Origin of the sequence: Kineococcus lubricus, from assembly GCF_050871965.1 — a bacterium.
In the GTDB taxonomy this organism is placed as follows: domain Bacteria; phylum Actinomycetota; class Actinomycetes; order Actinomycetales; family Kineococcaceae; genus Kineococcus.
Map to the genome: position 1 here is coordinate 35,012 of NZ_JBJLSK010000003.1, position 14,371 is coordinate 49,382.

Annotated in this window: 13 protein-coding genes; 5 read left to right on the forward strand and 8 right to left on the reverse strand. The window is 75.2% G+C overall.

From position 1 onward, the window contains the following. Positions 1-4: 4 nt before the first annotated feature. On the reverse strand, positions 5-1,030 hold the full coding sequence (locus ACRYRX_RS02840) for an o-succinylbenzoate synthase (RefSeq protein WP_432510290.1): 1,026 nt from the start codon (positions 1,028-1,030) through the stop codon (positions 5-7). 32 nt (positions 1,031-1,062) lie between these two features. Here ACRYRX_RS02840 and ACRYRX_RS02845 point away from each other — a divergent pair, with 32 nt between their 5' ends. Then, a complete protein-coding gene (locus tag ACRYRX_RS02845; RefSeq protein WP_432510291.1) occupies positions 1,063-2,004 on the forward strand; it encodes a 1,4-dihydroxy-2-naphthoyl-CoA synthase in 942 nt (313 codons plus the stop codon). A gap of 40 nt (positions 2,005-2,044) precedes the next feature. Here ACRYRX_RS02845 and ACRYRX_RS02850 read toward each other — a convergent pair whose 3' ends face one another. The 4 genes from ACRYRX_RS02850 to ACRYRX_RS02865 all read right to left on the reverse strand — a co-directional run bounded on the left by ACRYRX_RS02850 (position 2,045) and on the right by ACRYRX_RS02865 (position 8,401). Then, entirely contained in the window at positions 2,045-2,710 is a 666-nt protein-coding gene (locus tag ACRYRX_RS02850; protein WP_432510292.1) for a Rid family hydrolase, read from the reverse strand. A gap of 44 nt (positions 2,711-2,754) precedes the next feature. Next, on the reverse strand, positions 2,755-4,305 hold the full coding sequence (locus ACRYRX_RS02855; protein WP_432510293.1) for a flavin monoamine oxidase family protein: 1,551 nt from the start codon (positions 4,303-4,305) through the stop codon (positions 2,755-2,757). 198 nt (positions 4,306-4,503) lie between these two features. Further along, on the reverse strand, positions 4,504-5,979 hold the full coding sequence (locus ACRYRX_RS02860; protein ID WP_432510294.1) for a putative bifunctional diguanylate cyclase/phosphodiesterase: 1,476 nt from the start codon (positions 5,977-5,979) through the stop codon (positions 4,504-4,506). Positions 5,980-6,004: 25 nt separating this feature from the next. After that, on the reverse strand, positions 6,005-8,401 hold the full coding sequence (locus ACRYRX_RS02865) for a putative bifunctional diguanylate cyclase/phosphodiesterase (RefSeq protein ID WP_432510295.1): 2,397 nt from the start codon (positions 8,399-8,401) through the stop codon (positions 6,005-6,007). Positions 8,402-8,606: 205 nt separating this feature from the next. On the opposite strand from ACRYRX_RS02865, the gene menE reads away from it, so the two are divergent. From menE to ACRYRX_RS02885, 4 genes are read left to right on the forward strand one after another with little or no spacing between them, the layout of a single operon-like run. After that, positions 8,607-9,803 carry an o-succinylbenzoate--CoA ligase gene (gene menE / locus ACRYRX_RS02870; protein ID WP_432510296.1) on the forward strand — a complete coding sequence of 399 codons (1,197 nt, stop codon included), beginning with the start codon at positions 8,607-8,609 and terminating at the stop codon, positions 9,801-9,803. Between the two features lie 11 nt (positions 9,804-9,814). Continuing rightward, a complete protein-coding gene (locus ACRYRX_RS02875; RefSeq protein ID WP_432510297.1) occupies positions 9,815-10,072 on the forward strand; it encodes a PLD nuclease N-terminal domain-containing protein in 258 nt (85 codons plus the stop codon). Between the two features lie 51 nt (positions 10,073-10,123). Continuing rightward, the gene (locus ACRYRX_RS02880; protein WP_432510298.1) at positions 10,124-11,044 is read left to right on the forward strand and encodes a 1,4-dihydroxy-2-naphthoate polyprenyltransferase; all 921 of its coding nucleotides are present in this window, start codon (positions 10,124-10,126) and stop codon (positions 11,042-11,044) included. A gap of 24 nt (positions 11,045-11,068) precedes the next feature. After that, on the forward strand, positions 11,069-11,359 hold the full coding sequence (locus ACRYRX_RS02885; RefSeq protein WP_432510299.1) for a hypothetical protein: 291 nt from the start codon (positions 11,069-11,071) through the stop codon (positions 11,357-11,359). 9 nt (positions 11,360-11,368) lie between these two features. Here ACRYRX_RS02885 and ACRYRX_RS02890 read toward each other — a convergent pair whose 3' ends face one another. Genes ACRYRX_RS02890 through resB form a run of 3 tightly spaced genes read right to left on the reverse strand, consistent with a single transcriptional unit; the run spans position 11,369 to position 14,358 of the window. Further along, on the reverse strand, positions 11,369-11,656 hold the full coding sequence (locus ACRYRX_RS02890) for a DUF4229 domain-containing protein (protein WP_432510300.1): 288 nt from the start codon (positions 11,654-11,656) through the stop codon (positions 11,369-11,371). 3 nt (positions 11,657-11,659) lie between these two features. Next, complete coding sequence (gene ccsB, locus ACRYRX_RS02895) at positions 11,660-12,643, reverse strand: c-type cytochrome biogenesis protein CcsB (protein ID WP_432510302.1); 984 nt, start codon at positions 12,641-12,643, stop codon at positions 11,660-11,662. Further along, complete coding sequence (gene resB / locus ACRYRX_RS02900) at positions 12,640-14,358, reverse strand: cytochrome c biogenesis protein ResB (protein WP_432510303.1); 1,719 nt, start codon at positions 14,356-14,358, stop codon at positions 12,640-12,642. Before resB ends, ccsB begins: the two co-directional genes overlap by 4 nt. Positions 14,359-14,371 lie beyond the last annotated feature (13 nt).

Here is a 14,371-nt window from a genome sequence, read left to right on the forward strand (position 1 = left end):
GGGGTCAGGGCAGGTGGGCGTGGGCGGCCGCGATCCGTTCCCGCCACCACTGCCGGCGCTCGGCGGGCGCGGCGAACCGGCGCAGCAGGTCGGGGTCGGCCGCGACGGGCCCGACCGGCAGGTGCCCGGCGACGGGCAGCAGCGGGTCGGTGACGACGTCGTGCTCCAGCAGCGCGGCCGTCCCCAGCCCGCAGGCGAACGGCAGGTCCGGCAGCGCGGCCGCGAGCGCCGTCCCGGCGGCGATGCCGACGCTGGTGTCCAGGGCCGAGGACACGACGACGGGCAGCCCGCAGCCCTGAGCGACCTCCAGGGCGCGGCGCACCCCGGCCAGCGGCGCGACCTTGAGGACGACGACGTCGGCGGCCTCCAGGCCCGCCACCCGCAGCGGGTCCTCGGCCTTGCGGACGCTCTCGTCGGCCGCGAGCGGCACGGGGGTGCCGGCGGCGTGCAGGCGGCGGCGCAGCTCGGCCATCTCCTCCAGCGTCGCGCAGGGCTGCTCGGCGTACTCCAGGCCGTGGGGGGCCAGCTCGGTCAGGGCGCGTTCGGCCTGCTCGACGCTCCAGCCGCCGTTGGCGTCCACGCGGACCGCGGCGCCCGGGCCGAGGGCGGCGCGGACGGCGGCGACGCGGGCGACGTCCTCGCGCAGCCGGACGGGGAAGTCCGCGCCCGCCTCGGCGACCTTGACCTTCGCGGTGCGGCAGCCGGGGAACCCCGCCAGGACGGCGGGGACGTCGTCGGCGGCCACGGCGGGGACGGTCGCGTTGACCTCGACCCGGTCGCGGAGCGGGACCGGGAACCCGTCCCAGGCGGCCTCGACGGCGGCGGCGAGCCAGCGGGAGGACTCGGCGGGGCCGTACTCCAGGAAGGGGGCGAACTCCCCCCAGCCGGCGGGGCCGCGCAGCAGGACGGCCTCGCGCTCGAGGATGCCGCGGAACCGGCGGCGCAGCGGGAGCCGGACGACGTGGGCGGCGTCGAGCAGGTCGGGCAGGTCGGGCAGGTCGGGGAGGGTGGGCGGGGCGGCGGGCGGCACCGGCCCAGCATGCCCGGACTACCCTGCCTGACGTGTCGGCCCTTCCCGGTGTGAGCGAGACCTTCGACCCCTCGGCGTGGGCGGAGGTGCCCGGTTTCGAGGACCTGCGGGACATCACCTACCACCGCAGCACGGTGGACGGCCCGGCCCGCGGGACGGTCCGGATCGCCTTCGACCGCCCCGAGGTCCGCAACGCGTTCCGCCCCGGCACGGTCGACGAGCTGGCCCGCGCCCTGGACCACGCCCGCCGCACCCCCGACGTCGGGTGCGTGCTGCTGACCGGCAACGGCCCGAGCCCGAAGGACGGCGGCTGGGCGTTCTGCTCCGGCGGGGACCAGCGCATCCGCGGCCGCTCGGGGTACCAGTACGCCGAGGGCGAGACCGCCGACACCGTCGACGAGCGCCGCACGAAGGCCGAGGGCGGGCGGTTGCACGTCCTGGAGGTGCAGCGGCTCATCCGGTTCATGCCGAAGGTCGTCATCGCGGTCGTCCCGGGGTGGGCCGCCGGGGGCGGGCACAGCCTGCACGTCGTGGCCGACCTGACCCTGGCCAGCGCCGAGCACGCCCGGTTCAAGCAGACCGACGCCGACGTCGGCTCGTTCGACGCCGGGTACGGGTCGGCGTACCTGGCGCGGCAGGTGGGCCAGAAGTTCGCCCGCGAGATCTTCTTCCTGGGCCGGCCCTACACGGCGCAGCAGGCGCACGCGATGGGCATGGTCAACGAGGTGGTCCCGCACGCCGAGCTGGAGACCGTCGCGCTGCAGTGGGCCGCGGAGATCAACGGCAAGTCCCCCACGGCGCAGCGGATGCTGAAGTTCGCGTTCAACGCCGTCGACGACGGCATGGTGGGGCAGCAGGTGTTCGCCGGGGAGGCGACGCGGCTGGCGTACATGACCGACGAGGCCGTCGAGGGGCGCGACGCGTTCCTGGGCAAGCGGGAACCGGACTGGTCGCCGTTCCCCTGGTACTTCTGACCGGTTCCCCGGGGCGGTCACCCGCCCCGGGGGAGGAGTCTCAGTCGACGGGGTGCTGCTCGGGGTACACGGCGTCGACCTCGATCTCCACGAGCCAGCCCGGCACCGGCAGCGTGCCGATCTCCAGGGCGGCGCGCGAGGGCACGGCGGCGTTCTCCCGCAACGGGGCGGCCGGTTCACCGGTGCCCATCGGGACCAGCACCGGTTCCCGGGCCTCCAGGTCGACGTTCGCGAAGTACTGCCGGTAGGCGCGGTTCCAGCCCGCGAAGTCGGCGACCTCGGCCCCGGCCTCGTTGTCCAGGAACACCCGCATGGTGATGACGTCGTCGAAGTCCAGGCCCACCGAGGCCAGGTTCTCCCCGATCGCCGCGAGCGCGTTGAGGCCCTGCGCCTCGGTGAGGGTGACCCCTCCGGGCAGTTCCCCGCCGAAGGACGCGTAGTCGACGTAGGACTCGGCCGAACCGGCGGGGGCGGCGGGGTTCACCAGCGTCGGGCCGGTGCCCGACGACTTGTAGATCGCGGTCCCGGCCCCGATCCCGACCCCGCGGGCGATGTTCGGGTTGGTGCTGCCGACGGGCAGGTTCACGGCGACGGTCCCGGGTTCGGGGGTGGTGAACCGTTCCGCGGCGACCCCGGCCCCGGCTCCGGCCCCCAGCAGCAGGGCGGCGCCGGCGGCGATCGCCAGGGGACGGCGGTGCTTCTTCACGACGGGCCTCCAGGAGTTCTTTCCGGTCGGGGACGGCGGGGTGGTCACGAGGTCATGACCCGTTCGTGCAGGGCGGTGACGGCGGCGCGGGCCGAGGTCATCGCGCCGTGCTGCCAGGCGATGGCGTGCGAGAGGTGGTCGCCGGCGAAGTAGACGTTGCCCTGGGGCGCCAGCAGCGTCCGGTAGTCCGGGCCCTCCTGGTCGGCCCAGCCGACCCAGCCGCCCTCGGAGAACCGCGTCGCGCTCCAGGACACCGAGAACGACGAGGTGATGTCGCGGCCGTAGACGTCGCCGTGGATCTGCGCGCCGTTGACGACGGCCCGGCTGCGGCGGGCCGAGTGCGGCAGGGCCGCGTAGTCCAGGGCGTCCTGGCCGTAGTTGTAGTAACCGACGACGACGCCGGAGGAACCGTGGAAACCGGACGACGGGTACCAGATGTGCGACAGGTCCAGGTCGGTGTTGGTGATGCCGCCGTAGATCCGCCGGTCCTCCTCCCACCAGCGGCGGGAGTACTCCAGGCCGATCTTGCCGGTGGGCGAGGGGCGGGGCGCCTGCAGCGCGGTCGTGACGGCGGGACCGAGGTTGTGCGGGATGCGCGCGGCCAGGTGCGGGGGGATCGTGTTGACGACGAATTCGGCGGTGGCGGTGTGCGGGACGCCGGCGGCGTCGGTGTAGTCGACGTCGGCGCCGGTGGGGGTGGTGCGGATCCCGGTGACCGTTGCGCCGTAACGGATCTTCGAGGGCCCGACGGCGCGTTCGAGGGCGTGGGCGATGCGGTCCATCCCGCCGACGGGCTGGAACATCATGACGGCCTGGTCCCAGCCGAACTCGAACGAGAACTCCCGGCCGATTCCGCTGGCGATGACGTCGCTCAGGCCGGGGGCGGGCGAGACGGTGCCGGACTGCAGGCCGGCGCCGGGGGCGACGTCGTAGCCGCGGCGGCCCGAACCCCCGAGGTAGAGGTTGGCCGCGGCGGGGTCGCCGGTGGAGTTCCCCAGGTCGCCGAAGTCGCGCAGGAACTCGATGAGCGCCTCGCGGTCGGTGCCGGACAGTTCCCCGTCGAGGGCGCCGGCGTCGGTGGCCTTGGCGAGGAGTTCGGAGACGTAGCCGTACACGTCGGCCTTGGCCGCGCGGTGGGTGACGGCCTGGTTCGAGACCGCGGTGTCGCCGGTGTAGTAGAGCAGCGCGTTGGCGTTCTGGTTGACGAACGGTTCCAGCGGGACGCCGAGTTCGCGGCAGTAGTCCATGGTGACGTGGTGCTGCGGGATGCGGCCCGGGCCGGCGTTCATGTACTGCCCCTCGGCGAACCGGACGCGCTGGGTCTCGCCGTTGAGGTCGGTCTCGGTGTCCCCGCCGCGGACGGTCCAGTTCCGGCCGCCGGGGCGGCCGCGGCCCTCCAGGAGGGTGACCCGGTACCCGGCCTTGCCGAGCTCGTACGCCGTCGTGAGCCCGGCGATGCCGGCGCCGAGGACGAGGACGGTGCGCGCCGAGCGGCCCGAGAGGGTGAAGTCGGAGGGTTTGGGCGGGGTGAAGGCGGTGGTGGGGGTGGCGACGGCGGCGGGCGCCAGGCCCAGCGCACCCATCGCCCCGAACATGGCTCCGGCTCCTCCGGTGGCACCCACGCCACGGAGGAAGTTCCTGCGGGAAACGCGCACGGTTCTCCTCGAGCTCCTCGGCCGGTCCGGGGGTGGACCGGTCGGGAACACCCTCGTGACCAGGTGTTTCGCAAGCGTTTCCTGTGTGTTGTCTTCGGATGAAGTGTGTACACCCACGGTGAACACCGGTGACTGCGGTCAGCGGTCGGCCGCGCCGCCCCGGGCCGCCGCCCCGAGCCGGTCCCGCAGGTCGGCCACGACCCGCGCGGCCTCACCCACCGGTGCCGGCCGGGCGTACCGGAAACCCTGGTGGGTCGGGGCGCCCATGCGCCGCAGCAGGTGGGCCTGCCCCGGCGTCTCCACGCCCTCGACGACCAGCCCCATCCCCATCGTCGCGGCGAGCAGCACCAGCCCCTCGACCAGGGCCCGGGTCCGGGGGTCGGTCTCGAGGTCCCGCACGTAGGAGCGGTCGACCTTGAACGCCGAGAACGGCCGCCGCCGCAGGTACGCCAGCGTCGCGCACCCCGTCCCGAAGTCGTCGACGGTCAGGTGCGCGCCGGCGGCCACGACGGCGTCGAGCGCGGCGGTGGTCGCCTCGTCCTCGGCGACCAGGACGCTCTCGGTCATCTCCAGGACGAGCCGGTCCTCCCCCAGGGCCCGCACGGCCCGTTCCACCGCCGGCAGGAACCGGGGGTCGTGCAGCTGGGACGCCGAGACGTTCACCGCGACGACGAGGGCGCGGCCGGCGGCCTCGTGCAGGACCGGCGCCTCGGCGACCGCCCGCTCGAGCACGACCAGGCCCAGGTCGGCGACCAGCCCGTGCTCCTCGGCCAGCGGGACGAACTCGTCGGGCGGGACGACGACCCCGTCGCGCACCCACCGGACGAGGCACTCGGTGCCGGTGACGACCGCCGCGTCCACGTCCACCGTCGGCTGGTGGTGCACCTCCAGGCGGTTGTCGCCGGTGGGGGCGTGCACGGCGGCCCGCAGGCGCTCGACGGTCCGCACCCGCCGGTCGTGCCGCCGGTCCGCGGCCTCGTCCCACACGCGCACGCACCCGCCGCCGGCCGCCTTGGCCGCGCCCACCGCCGCCTCCGCGGCCCGCAGCAGCCCCGCCCCGGCGACGCGGCTGTGGGCCACGCCCACGGCCACACCCACCCGCACCCGGGTCGCGCCGACCTCGTACGGCTCCGACAGCACCGCCAGCAGCCGGACGGCGACGTCGACGGCCGCGTCCGGGTCGGCCAGCAGGACCGCGAACTCGTCCCCGCCGAGCCGGGCCGGCTCGTCGGCCCCGCGCACCGCGGTCCGCAACCGGCGCGCCACCTCCACCAGCACGGCGTCGCCGGCGGCGCGCCCGTGCGCCCGGTTCAGCGCCCGGAACCCGTCGAGGTCCAGGTGCAGCACGGCCACCGGCGCCGCCGCCCGCTCCGGCCCCCGGCACGCGTCCTGCACGACGGCCGAGAACCCCGCCCCGCTGAGCAGGCCCGTCACCGGGTCGGTGCGCGGGGCCCGCGACTCCCGCTCGCGCCGCTGCGCGCGGGCGAGCTCGGCGCGGACCGCGCGCAGCGCCACCCGCTGCCGCAGCAGCGACCGGGTCAGCACGACGGCGACCAGGACGACGAGGACGACGAGGACGACGGCCACGGCCGGCCCGGACGACGGGGCGGGCACGCCGCTCACCCGCCGGCCCGCACGGTCAGGCGGACAGCTGCGGCAGGACGGCGGTGCCGAGGACGTCGGCGATCTCGTCCACCGGCACCGGCCGGCAGTACAGGTGCCCCTGGGCCAGCTGGCAGCCCATCGCGCGCAGGATCTCGGCCTGCTCGACGTGCTCGACGCCCTCGGCGACGATCGTCAGGCCCAGCGCCTGCCCCATCTTCACCATGCCCTCGACCAGGGCGCGGGCCGTGGGCTCGGTCGCGATGTCGCGGACGAAGCTCCGGTCGATCTTGAACGACGAGAACGGCCGGTGCCGCAGGTAGCCCAGGGAGGAGAACCCCGTCCCGAAGTCGTCGATCGTCAGCTGCGCCCCGGTCTCGGCGAGGTCCCGCAACCGGTCGACGACGTCGTCGTCGATCATGACCGACTCGGTCATCTCCAGGTGCAGGCGGCAGCCGCTGGCCCCGGTCTGGCGCACGGCCGCCGCGACGCGCTCGGTGAAGTCGGGGTGGCGCAGCTGCACGGGCGAGACGTTGACCATGAGGTCCAGCCGCCGGCCGGCGCTGCGCTGGATGTGCGGGGCGTCGCGCGCGACCTGCCGCAGCACCGAGTCGCCGATCCCCACGACCGTCCCGGACCGCTCGGCCAGGCCGATGAACTCCTCGGGCCCCACGAGCGGCTCGACGGTGCCGCCGCGGTCGCGGCGCCAGCGGACCAGCGCCTCCAGCCCGACGACCGGCGCCCCCACGGCGCCCGCTCCGGCGCCCTGCAGGTCCACGATCGGCTGGTAGTGCACGACGAACGCCTCCGCGGGCGCCTGCTGGAGGTCCTCGATCACCTGCAGCCGGGCGATCTCCTCCTCCAGCAGCTCGGGGCGGAACTCGACCCAGCGGTTCTTGCCGGTGACCTTCGCCCGGTACATCGCGGTGTCGGCGTTGCGCAGCAGGGTCCCCACGTCGTCGCCGGGGCGGGCCCGGGACAACCCGATGGAGCCCTGCACGCGCAGCACGTGCCCGCGCATGCGGACCTCCACGCGCAGCGCCACCAGGACCCGGCGGCACAGCCCCTCGACGTCGGGGCAGTCGGGCAGCAGCACCGCGAACTCGTCCCCGCCCAGGCGCGCGACGGTGCTGCCGCCGCGCAGGGTGTCGCGCAGCCGCGACCCGACCAGGCGCAGCAGCTCGTCGCCGGCGTCGTGCCCGAACCGGTCGTTGACGCCCTTGAACCCGTCGAGGTCCAGGTAGAGCACGACGAGCCGGTCGAGGCGGCCGCCGTCGCGGGCCCGGTCCAGCTCGGTCGCCAGCCGCTCGGAGAACTGCAGGCGGTTCGGCAGCCCGGTGACGACGTCGCGGCGGGCCAGCCCGTGCATCTCCTCGCTGGCGCTGACCCGGAAGAACGCGGCCTCCCCCACCGAGGCCAGCGCCTCCAGGGCCTTCTCGTCGGAGGCGCGCTGGTTGGGGTCCCGCCGCCGGGGGGCGGTGATGTAGAGCACGACCCCGTCCCCGGCCACCACGGGGACGCCGATCTCGTCCTCCGAGGGCCCCACGGAGCGGACCATCGCGGCGGGCGTGCCGGCGACCATCCGGGCGTGCTTCTGCAGGGCGCGGGCCAGGTCGGCGCGCCGGCCCTGGGTGTGCAGCGCGGTGGCGGCCTCGAACAGCGCTTCGCTGCGGCGGGCCACGTCGCGGGTCTGGCGCATCGCGCGGGTCGCGACCATCGTCACGACCATCGGGATGACCAGCAGCAGCGCCGCCCACGGCTCCAGGTGCTCGTAGACCAGCGCCCCGAGGTAGCCCAGCCCGCCGACGGCGACGCTGGTGCCCATCGCCAGCCCCGCCCCGGAGTGCAGCAGCTCGTCCTTAACCGAGGTGCGTTCCTGCACGGCCACCGAGACGGCCGAGACGCCCACGTCGACCACGAAGACCGCGACGACGGCCAGCGCGACGGCCAGCAGTTCACCGGGGTCCATCCGCACCGCGACGGCCCGCGCGCGCCCCTCGACCGTCCCGGAGGTGCCGAGGGCGTGCAGGACGGCCAGGGCCACCGGCATGAACAGGACGCCGATGCCGGCGTTGTAGACGCGGCTGACCCAGCTCTTGCGCTGCAGCAGGTTGGTGGGGACGACGCACAGGCACCAGGCGAGCGCGGCGGTGGCGGGCCGGGCGAAGCACAGCAGGAAGACGAGGACGCCGATGTCGAACTGGACCTCGATGCCCGCGTGCTTGGTGTTGATCGCGAACGGGAAGCGGGTCAGCAGCTGCATGAGCGGGAAGCCGACGACGAGGCACAGGGCCAGTTCGCCCCAGCGGCCGGGTGCGTCGGTGCCGAGGAAGGACCAGGCGGCGGCGGCGCAGGTGACGAGGGCGGCGAGGACGACCAGACCGTCGTAGACCACGCTCGCGAGCGGGCGGCGCTCGCGGACGGCTCCGCTCATCCGCCACCTCCTCGACGTCCACCGGATCGGGGCTCATCCTGACACTCCGACACCAAGTGGTCACGCTCCATCGAAGATCAGCGAACTGCTTCCCCCCGGATGGAGCAAGCCGAACGGTCCGCCACCGGGGATGACTCACCGTGCGTCCCGAGTGACAACGGTACGTGTTCGACGGGGGTGCAGCCCCCTGACCTACCCTGCGCCGGTGCGTCCCCTGCTGCCGCTGCCCGTCCCCACCGGGGACGCCGTCCTGTCCCTGCTGCCCACCCTGGCCCGGGCGCTGGCCGGCGACCTGCCGCACGCCCTGGCCCCGCACGCCGAGGGCACCGCCCCACCCGCGGCCCTGGCCCCCGGCACCGCGCTCACGCCCGCCGAGGACTCCCCCGACGACCCCACGGCCGTCGTCGTCGCCACCTCCGGCTCCACCGGCACCCCCAAGGGCGCGCTGCTGCCCGCCGGGGCGCTGCGGGCCTCCGCCGCCGCCACCGCCGCCCGCCTGGCCCCCGGGGCCGGGACCCAGCAGTGGGTCCTGGCCCTGCCCGCCCACCACGTCGCCGGGCTGCAGGTGCTGCTGCGCTCGGTGCGCGCCGGCACCGAACCCGTCGTCCTGCCTCCCGGCCCCTCCACCGCCGCCGCCTTCGTCGCCGCCACCGCCGCGGCCACCGGTCGGCACCTGCTCACCTCCCTCGTGCCCACCCAGCTCGTGCGGCTGCTCGACGCCGGCGGCGAGGCCGTCGCCGCCCTCACCCGCTACGCCGCCGTCCTCGTCGGGTCCGCCGCCACCCCCGCCCCGCTGCTGGCCCGCGCCCGCGCCGCCGGGATCGCCGTCGTGACCACCTACGGCTCCAGCGAGACGTGCGGCGGCTGCGTCTACGACGGCGTGCCCCTCGACGGCGTCCAGCCGTCCCTGGAGGACGGGCGGCTCGTCCTGGCCGGGCCCGTCGTGGCCCGCGGCTACCGCGGGCTGCCCGGCCACCCCGCCTTCCGCGACGGCCGGTTCCGCACCGACGACACCGCCGACCTGCGCGAGGGCCGCGTCCACGTCCTGGGCCGCGTCGACGACCTCATCACCACCGGCGGGCTGAAGGTCGCCCCCGCCGTCGTCGAGGACGCCCTCGCCGGGCTGCCCGGCGTCGGGGAGGTCGTCGTCGTCGGCGTCGAGGACCCCGAGTGGGGCCAGCGGGTCGTCGCCTGCGTCGTGCCCGAGCACCCCGGCGGCCCGGTCCCGACCCTGGAGGCCGTCCGCGAGCGGGTCGGCCGCGACGTCGCCCGCCACGCCGCGCCCCGGCAGCTGCTGGTGCTGCCCGCGCTGCCGCTGCGCGGGCCCGGCAAGCCCGACCGCGCCCGGCTGCGGGACCTGGCCGCCGGCCGGCCCCCGCTGGGGGAACCACCCCGTCGGTGACAGACTGGGGCATGAGCAAGATCCTGCCGACCCTGCTGGTCCTGGCCCTGACCGTGTGGTGCCTGGTCAGCATCGTGCAGGCCCCCGAGGGCACCGTGCGCAGCCTCCCGAAGTGGGCCTGGATCCTGCTCGTCCTCTTCTTCCCCCTCGCCGGGGGCCTGGCCTACGTCATCGCCGGGCGCCCCACCGGCCTGCCCCCGCGCTCGCGCGCCCCGCGGCAGGCCCCCCGCGGCCCCGACGACGACGAGGACTTCCTGCGCGGCCTGTGACGGCCCCCGCCGCGGCGGGACGACGGCGCGGGGGTGGGAGGATGGTGCCTCGTGTCGAACCCCGCTGAACCGCCCCTGCCCTCCACCCCGCCGGCCCACCGCCGCGCCAGCGTGCAGCAGTGGGTGTCGGCGGCGAGGCCCCGCACGCTGCCGGCGGCCATCACCCCGGTGCTGGTCGGGACGGGCGCGGCCGCCGCCGTCGACGGCGTCGCCTGGGTCCCGGCCGTCCTCGCGCTCGTGGTGTCCCTGGCCCTGCAGGTCGGCGTCAACTACGCCAACGACTACTCCGACGGCATCCGCGGCACCGACGACGACCGGGTCGGCCCGTTCCGCCTCGTCGGCTCCGGCGCCGCCGAACCCCGGCACGTGCGCGACGCCGCGTTCGCCTGCTTCGCCGTCGCCGCGCTCGCCGGGCTCGCCGTCGTCGCGCTCTCGCAGGCGTGGTGGCTGCTGCTGGTGGGCGCCGCCAGCGTCGCCGCCGCCTGGTACTACACCGGCGGCAAGCGGCCCTACGGGTACTCCGGGCTCGGCGAGGTCTTCGTCTTCGTGTTCTTCGGGCTGGTCGCGGTCACGGGCACCACCTACGTCCAGGCCGGCCGCATCGACGGCACCGCCGTCGCGGGCGCCTTCTGCGTCGGGTTCCTGGCCTGCGCGATCCTCGTCGCGAACAACCTGCGGGACGTGCCCACCGACGCGCAGGTCGGCAAGCGCACCCTGGCCGTCCGCCTCGGCGAGGCCCGGACCCGCGCGCTGTACGCCGCCCTCGTCGTCGGCGCCTTCGTCGCCGCGCTCGCCACGGCCCCCTGGCACCCGTTCGCGCTGCTCGTGCTCGCGGCCGCGGCGCTGGCCCAGCGGCCGCTGCGGACCGTGCTCGGCGGGGCGCGGGGCCGCGACCTGATCCCCGTCCTGAAGGACACCGGGCTGCTGGAACTGCTCACCGGGGCGCTGCTGGCCCTCGGGCTGGCGCTGTGAGCCGCGCCGCGGGACAGTGCGCCCATGGGTGAGACCGTTCCGGGCATCGACCTCGTCGCCGACGGCGAGCACCGCTACCTCGCGACGCTGCGGACCTCCGACGGCACCCGCACCGAGCACGTCGTGACCAGCGACGCCGACCTGCTCGAACGGGCCGAGGTCACCGCCGCCGAGGAGCCGTTCCTCGTGCGGCGCGTCGTGGAGGTGCTGCTGGAGACCGCCGAGACCTCCGGCGGCACCGTCCCGGCCGTCATCGACCTGCGCGAGCTGGACGCCGCGCGCCCGGAACTGCTGCGCAGCGTGCCGCTGCGCTGACCGCGCGGGTCAGCCCCTGCGGTCCTCGGCGTCGTTGTCCTCCTCGACGCCGCGGGAGAACCGCGACCTCTTCGCCGTGCCGGCCTGCCGGGCCTGCACGCGGCCGTCGATGCGCTGCTGCAGCGCCGCGGCCATCTGCTCGCGCTGGCGGCGCAGCAGGATCAGCGACAGCAGGACCGACACGACCGCCGCGATGAGCAGCGCGAGCCAGCCGACGGCGCCGGCCTCGCGGGCCACCACGAGGCACAGCACGAAGATCCCGAGCCGGAGCACGGTGTACCGGAGCGCGACACCCATCGTTCAGACCCCCGCGTAGGAGTGCAGGCCGGGGAAGAAGATGTTCACGACCAGGTAGTTGAACAGCATGCAGGCGAACCCGAGCACCGACAGCCACGCGGCGCGCCGGCCGTCCCACCCGCGGGTCGCGCGGGCGTGCAGGTAGGCGGCGTAGACGACCCAGATGACGAACGTCCACACCTCCTTGGAGTCCCAGTTCCAGTAGCGGTTCCAGGCCACCTGCGCCCACACCGCGCCGGCGATGAGGGTGAACGTCCACATGACGAACGCCACGGCGTTGAGCCGGAAGGCGGTGCGCTCCAGCTCCACCGAACCGGGCAGGGCGTCCATGAAGACCCCGCCGGGGCGGCCGCCGCCGGTCCGGACCCGGTCGCGCTTCTCCTGGACCAGCTGCAGCACCGTCGCGGAGAACCCCAGCGTCGACAGCGCGGTCGCCAGGATGGCGACGAACACGTGGATGATCAGCCAGTAGCTGTCCAGCGCCGGGACCAGCTGCGCGGCGTCGACGTAGAAGGAGCGCAGCGCGATCCCCAGGGTCGCCAGGACCGGGCCCGCGACGAACGTCCCCAGGTAGCGGGCGTCGCGCCCGCCGCCCAGGCCCGCGCGGTGGGCGCGGACCACGGCCACCAGGTACCCCACGGCCACGACGAGGGAGCCGGTGAGGGCGAACTCGAACATGTTGCCCCACGGCACCCGGTGCACCGAGACCCCGCGGGTCACCACCGAGCCCAGGTGCAGCAGCGCCGCGACGGCGAACAGGGACGTCCCGACCGCGGCCGCGCGGCGGCGGCGGGCGGTGACCGGCTTCTCCAGGGTGGCGGTGGCACCGCCCGCCGCGGCCCGTTCCCGCCGCGCCTCGCGGGCCTTGATCTCCTTGCCGCCCTCGGCGAGGTCGGCGGCGTAGGCGATGAAGGAGAACAGGTAGGCGCTCATGGAGCCGTAGAGCAGCACGTTGCTGATCTGGGCGATGTTCTCGTCGACGGTCACGACTTCTCCTCGGGAGCGTGCACTGGCTGCTCATGGTCCCCCACCGGGGGGTGCGCTGGCGATCCGCCGGGACCGCCGGGGTCGTCCCCGGGCTCGCCCAGCGCGGTGCGCAGCCGCGCCAGGACCCCCTCGACCTCCTCGGCCAGCCCCGCGTCGCTGCCGCGGGCCAGCCCGGCGACCTCGACCCGCGAGCCCGCACCGCCGGTGGCGGGCACGGCCTTCACCCACACCCGGCGGCGCGGCAGGAACAGGGACAGGACCAGGCCCAGCGTCGCGAGCAGCGCGAAGACGAGCGCGGCGGTCTGGCCGGGGGTGGAGCGGACGTCGAAGCTGGCGAACCGCTCGACGCCGGCGAACTCGACCGACCCCAGGCCGTCCGGCAGCTGCACCGTCTGGCCCGGGACCATCGTCAGGGCCAGGGCCTGCCCGTCGGCGTCCTGAACCTGCGTCATGCCCGTGGTGTCGAGCGTGTAGACGTTCTGGGCCACGCCCTCGTCCAGGCCCAGGTCGCCGGTCCACACGTTGGCCACCAGCAGCGGCTGGGCCATGTCCGGGAACGCCGAGACCGGCGCCCCGTCCGCGTTGGTGGAGGCCGTCGGCAGGAACACCCCGCGCAGGCCGATCTGGACGGGGTCGCCGTCCGCGTCGACGGCGTCGGGAACCTTCACCACGCCGGTCGAGTCGTAGTTCGACGTCTGCGGCAGGAACGGGGTCGCCCCGTCCTGCACGACGTTCCCCTGCCCGTCGCGGACCACCAGGACCGGGGCGTACCCGTTCCCCGACAGCGAGATCTGCGTGTGGCCGACCTTGGCCGGGTGGTTGACGCGGATCGTCTCGGCCCGCGGGTCGTCCCCGGGCTCGTCGGTGAGCGTCACGTCGGCCGAGAACCGGCGGGGCTCGCCGATCTGCGACGTCTGCTGCGCCTCGAACGCGACGTCCATCGAGTCCAGCGTCAGCGTGAACGGCGGGACGTCGTCGATGGTGGTCCAGGTGCCGCCGGAGAAGCTGTCCATCTGGGTGCCCGTCATGGTCCCGCCGGTCGTCACGAGCCGCTGCCCCGAGTAGGAGAACAGCGAGCTGGAGGCGATGGCGACGAGCAGCCCCACCAGCGACAGGTGGAACAGCAGGTTCCCCGTCTCCCGGTGGTGGCCCTTCTCCGCGGCGACCGAACCGTCGCGGCGCTCGACGCGGAACCGCCGCCGGGCCAGGACCGCGCGGGCGGTGTCCAGGACCTGCCCGGGACCGGCGGTGAGCGTCGCCGCCCGGTGCTCGGGCAGCCGCTCGAGCCGGGCCGGGGTGCGCGGCGGCTTCGCACGCAGCGCCCGCCAGTGCACCGCGACCCGCGGCGTCACGCACCCGATGAGGGAGATGAACAGCAGCAGGTAGATCGCCGAGAACCACACCGAGGAGTACACGTGGAACCCCTGGAGCCGGTCGACCCACGGGTAGGCGGTGGGGTGGTCCAGCCGCCACTGCGCGACCCCGGCGGGGTCGTTGTTCTCCTGCGGGAACGTCGAGCCGGGGACGGCGGCGACGGCCAGCAGCATGAGCAGGAACAGCGCCGTCCGCATGCTCGTCAGCTGCCGCCAGCAGTACCGCGCGAACTCCAGCGGCTTCATCTCCGAGGCGAGCTCGCGCCTGGGCCGCGGGGCCTTCCCGGAGTCCCGGTACTCGTCGCGCAGGTCGTCGAGGTGCGTCTCGTCAGTGCTCGCCATGCTCAGATCACCG

Coding starts and splice junctions, on each gene's coding strand:
- ACRYRX_RS02890 (WP_432510300.1), bottom strand. CDS start 11,656: ATGGGTGTCGCGCTCCGGTACACCGTGCTCCGGCTCGGGATCTTCGTG.
- ACRYRX_RS02865 (WP_432510295.1), bottom strand. CDS start 8,401: ATGAGCGGAGCCGTCCGCGAGCGCCGCCCGCTCGCGAGCGTGGTCTAC.
- resB (WP_432510303.1), bottom strand. CDS start 14,358: ATGGCGAGCACTGACGAGACGCACCTCGACGACCTGCGCGACGAGTAC.
- ACRYRX_RS02875 (WP_432510297.1), top strand. CDS start 9,815: ATGAGCAAGATCCTGCCGACCCTGCTGGTCCTGGCCCTGACCGTGTGG.
- ACRYRX_RS02855 (WP_432510293.1), bottom strand. CDS start 4,305: ATGTTCGGGGCGATGGGTGCGCTGGGCCTGGCGCCCGCCGCCGTCGCC.
- ACRYRX_RS02885 (WP_432510299.1), top strand. CDS start 11,069: ATGGGTGAGACCGTTCCGGGCATCGACCTCGTCGCCGACGGCGAGCAC.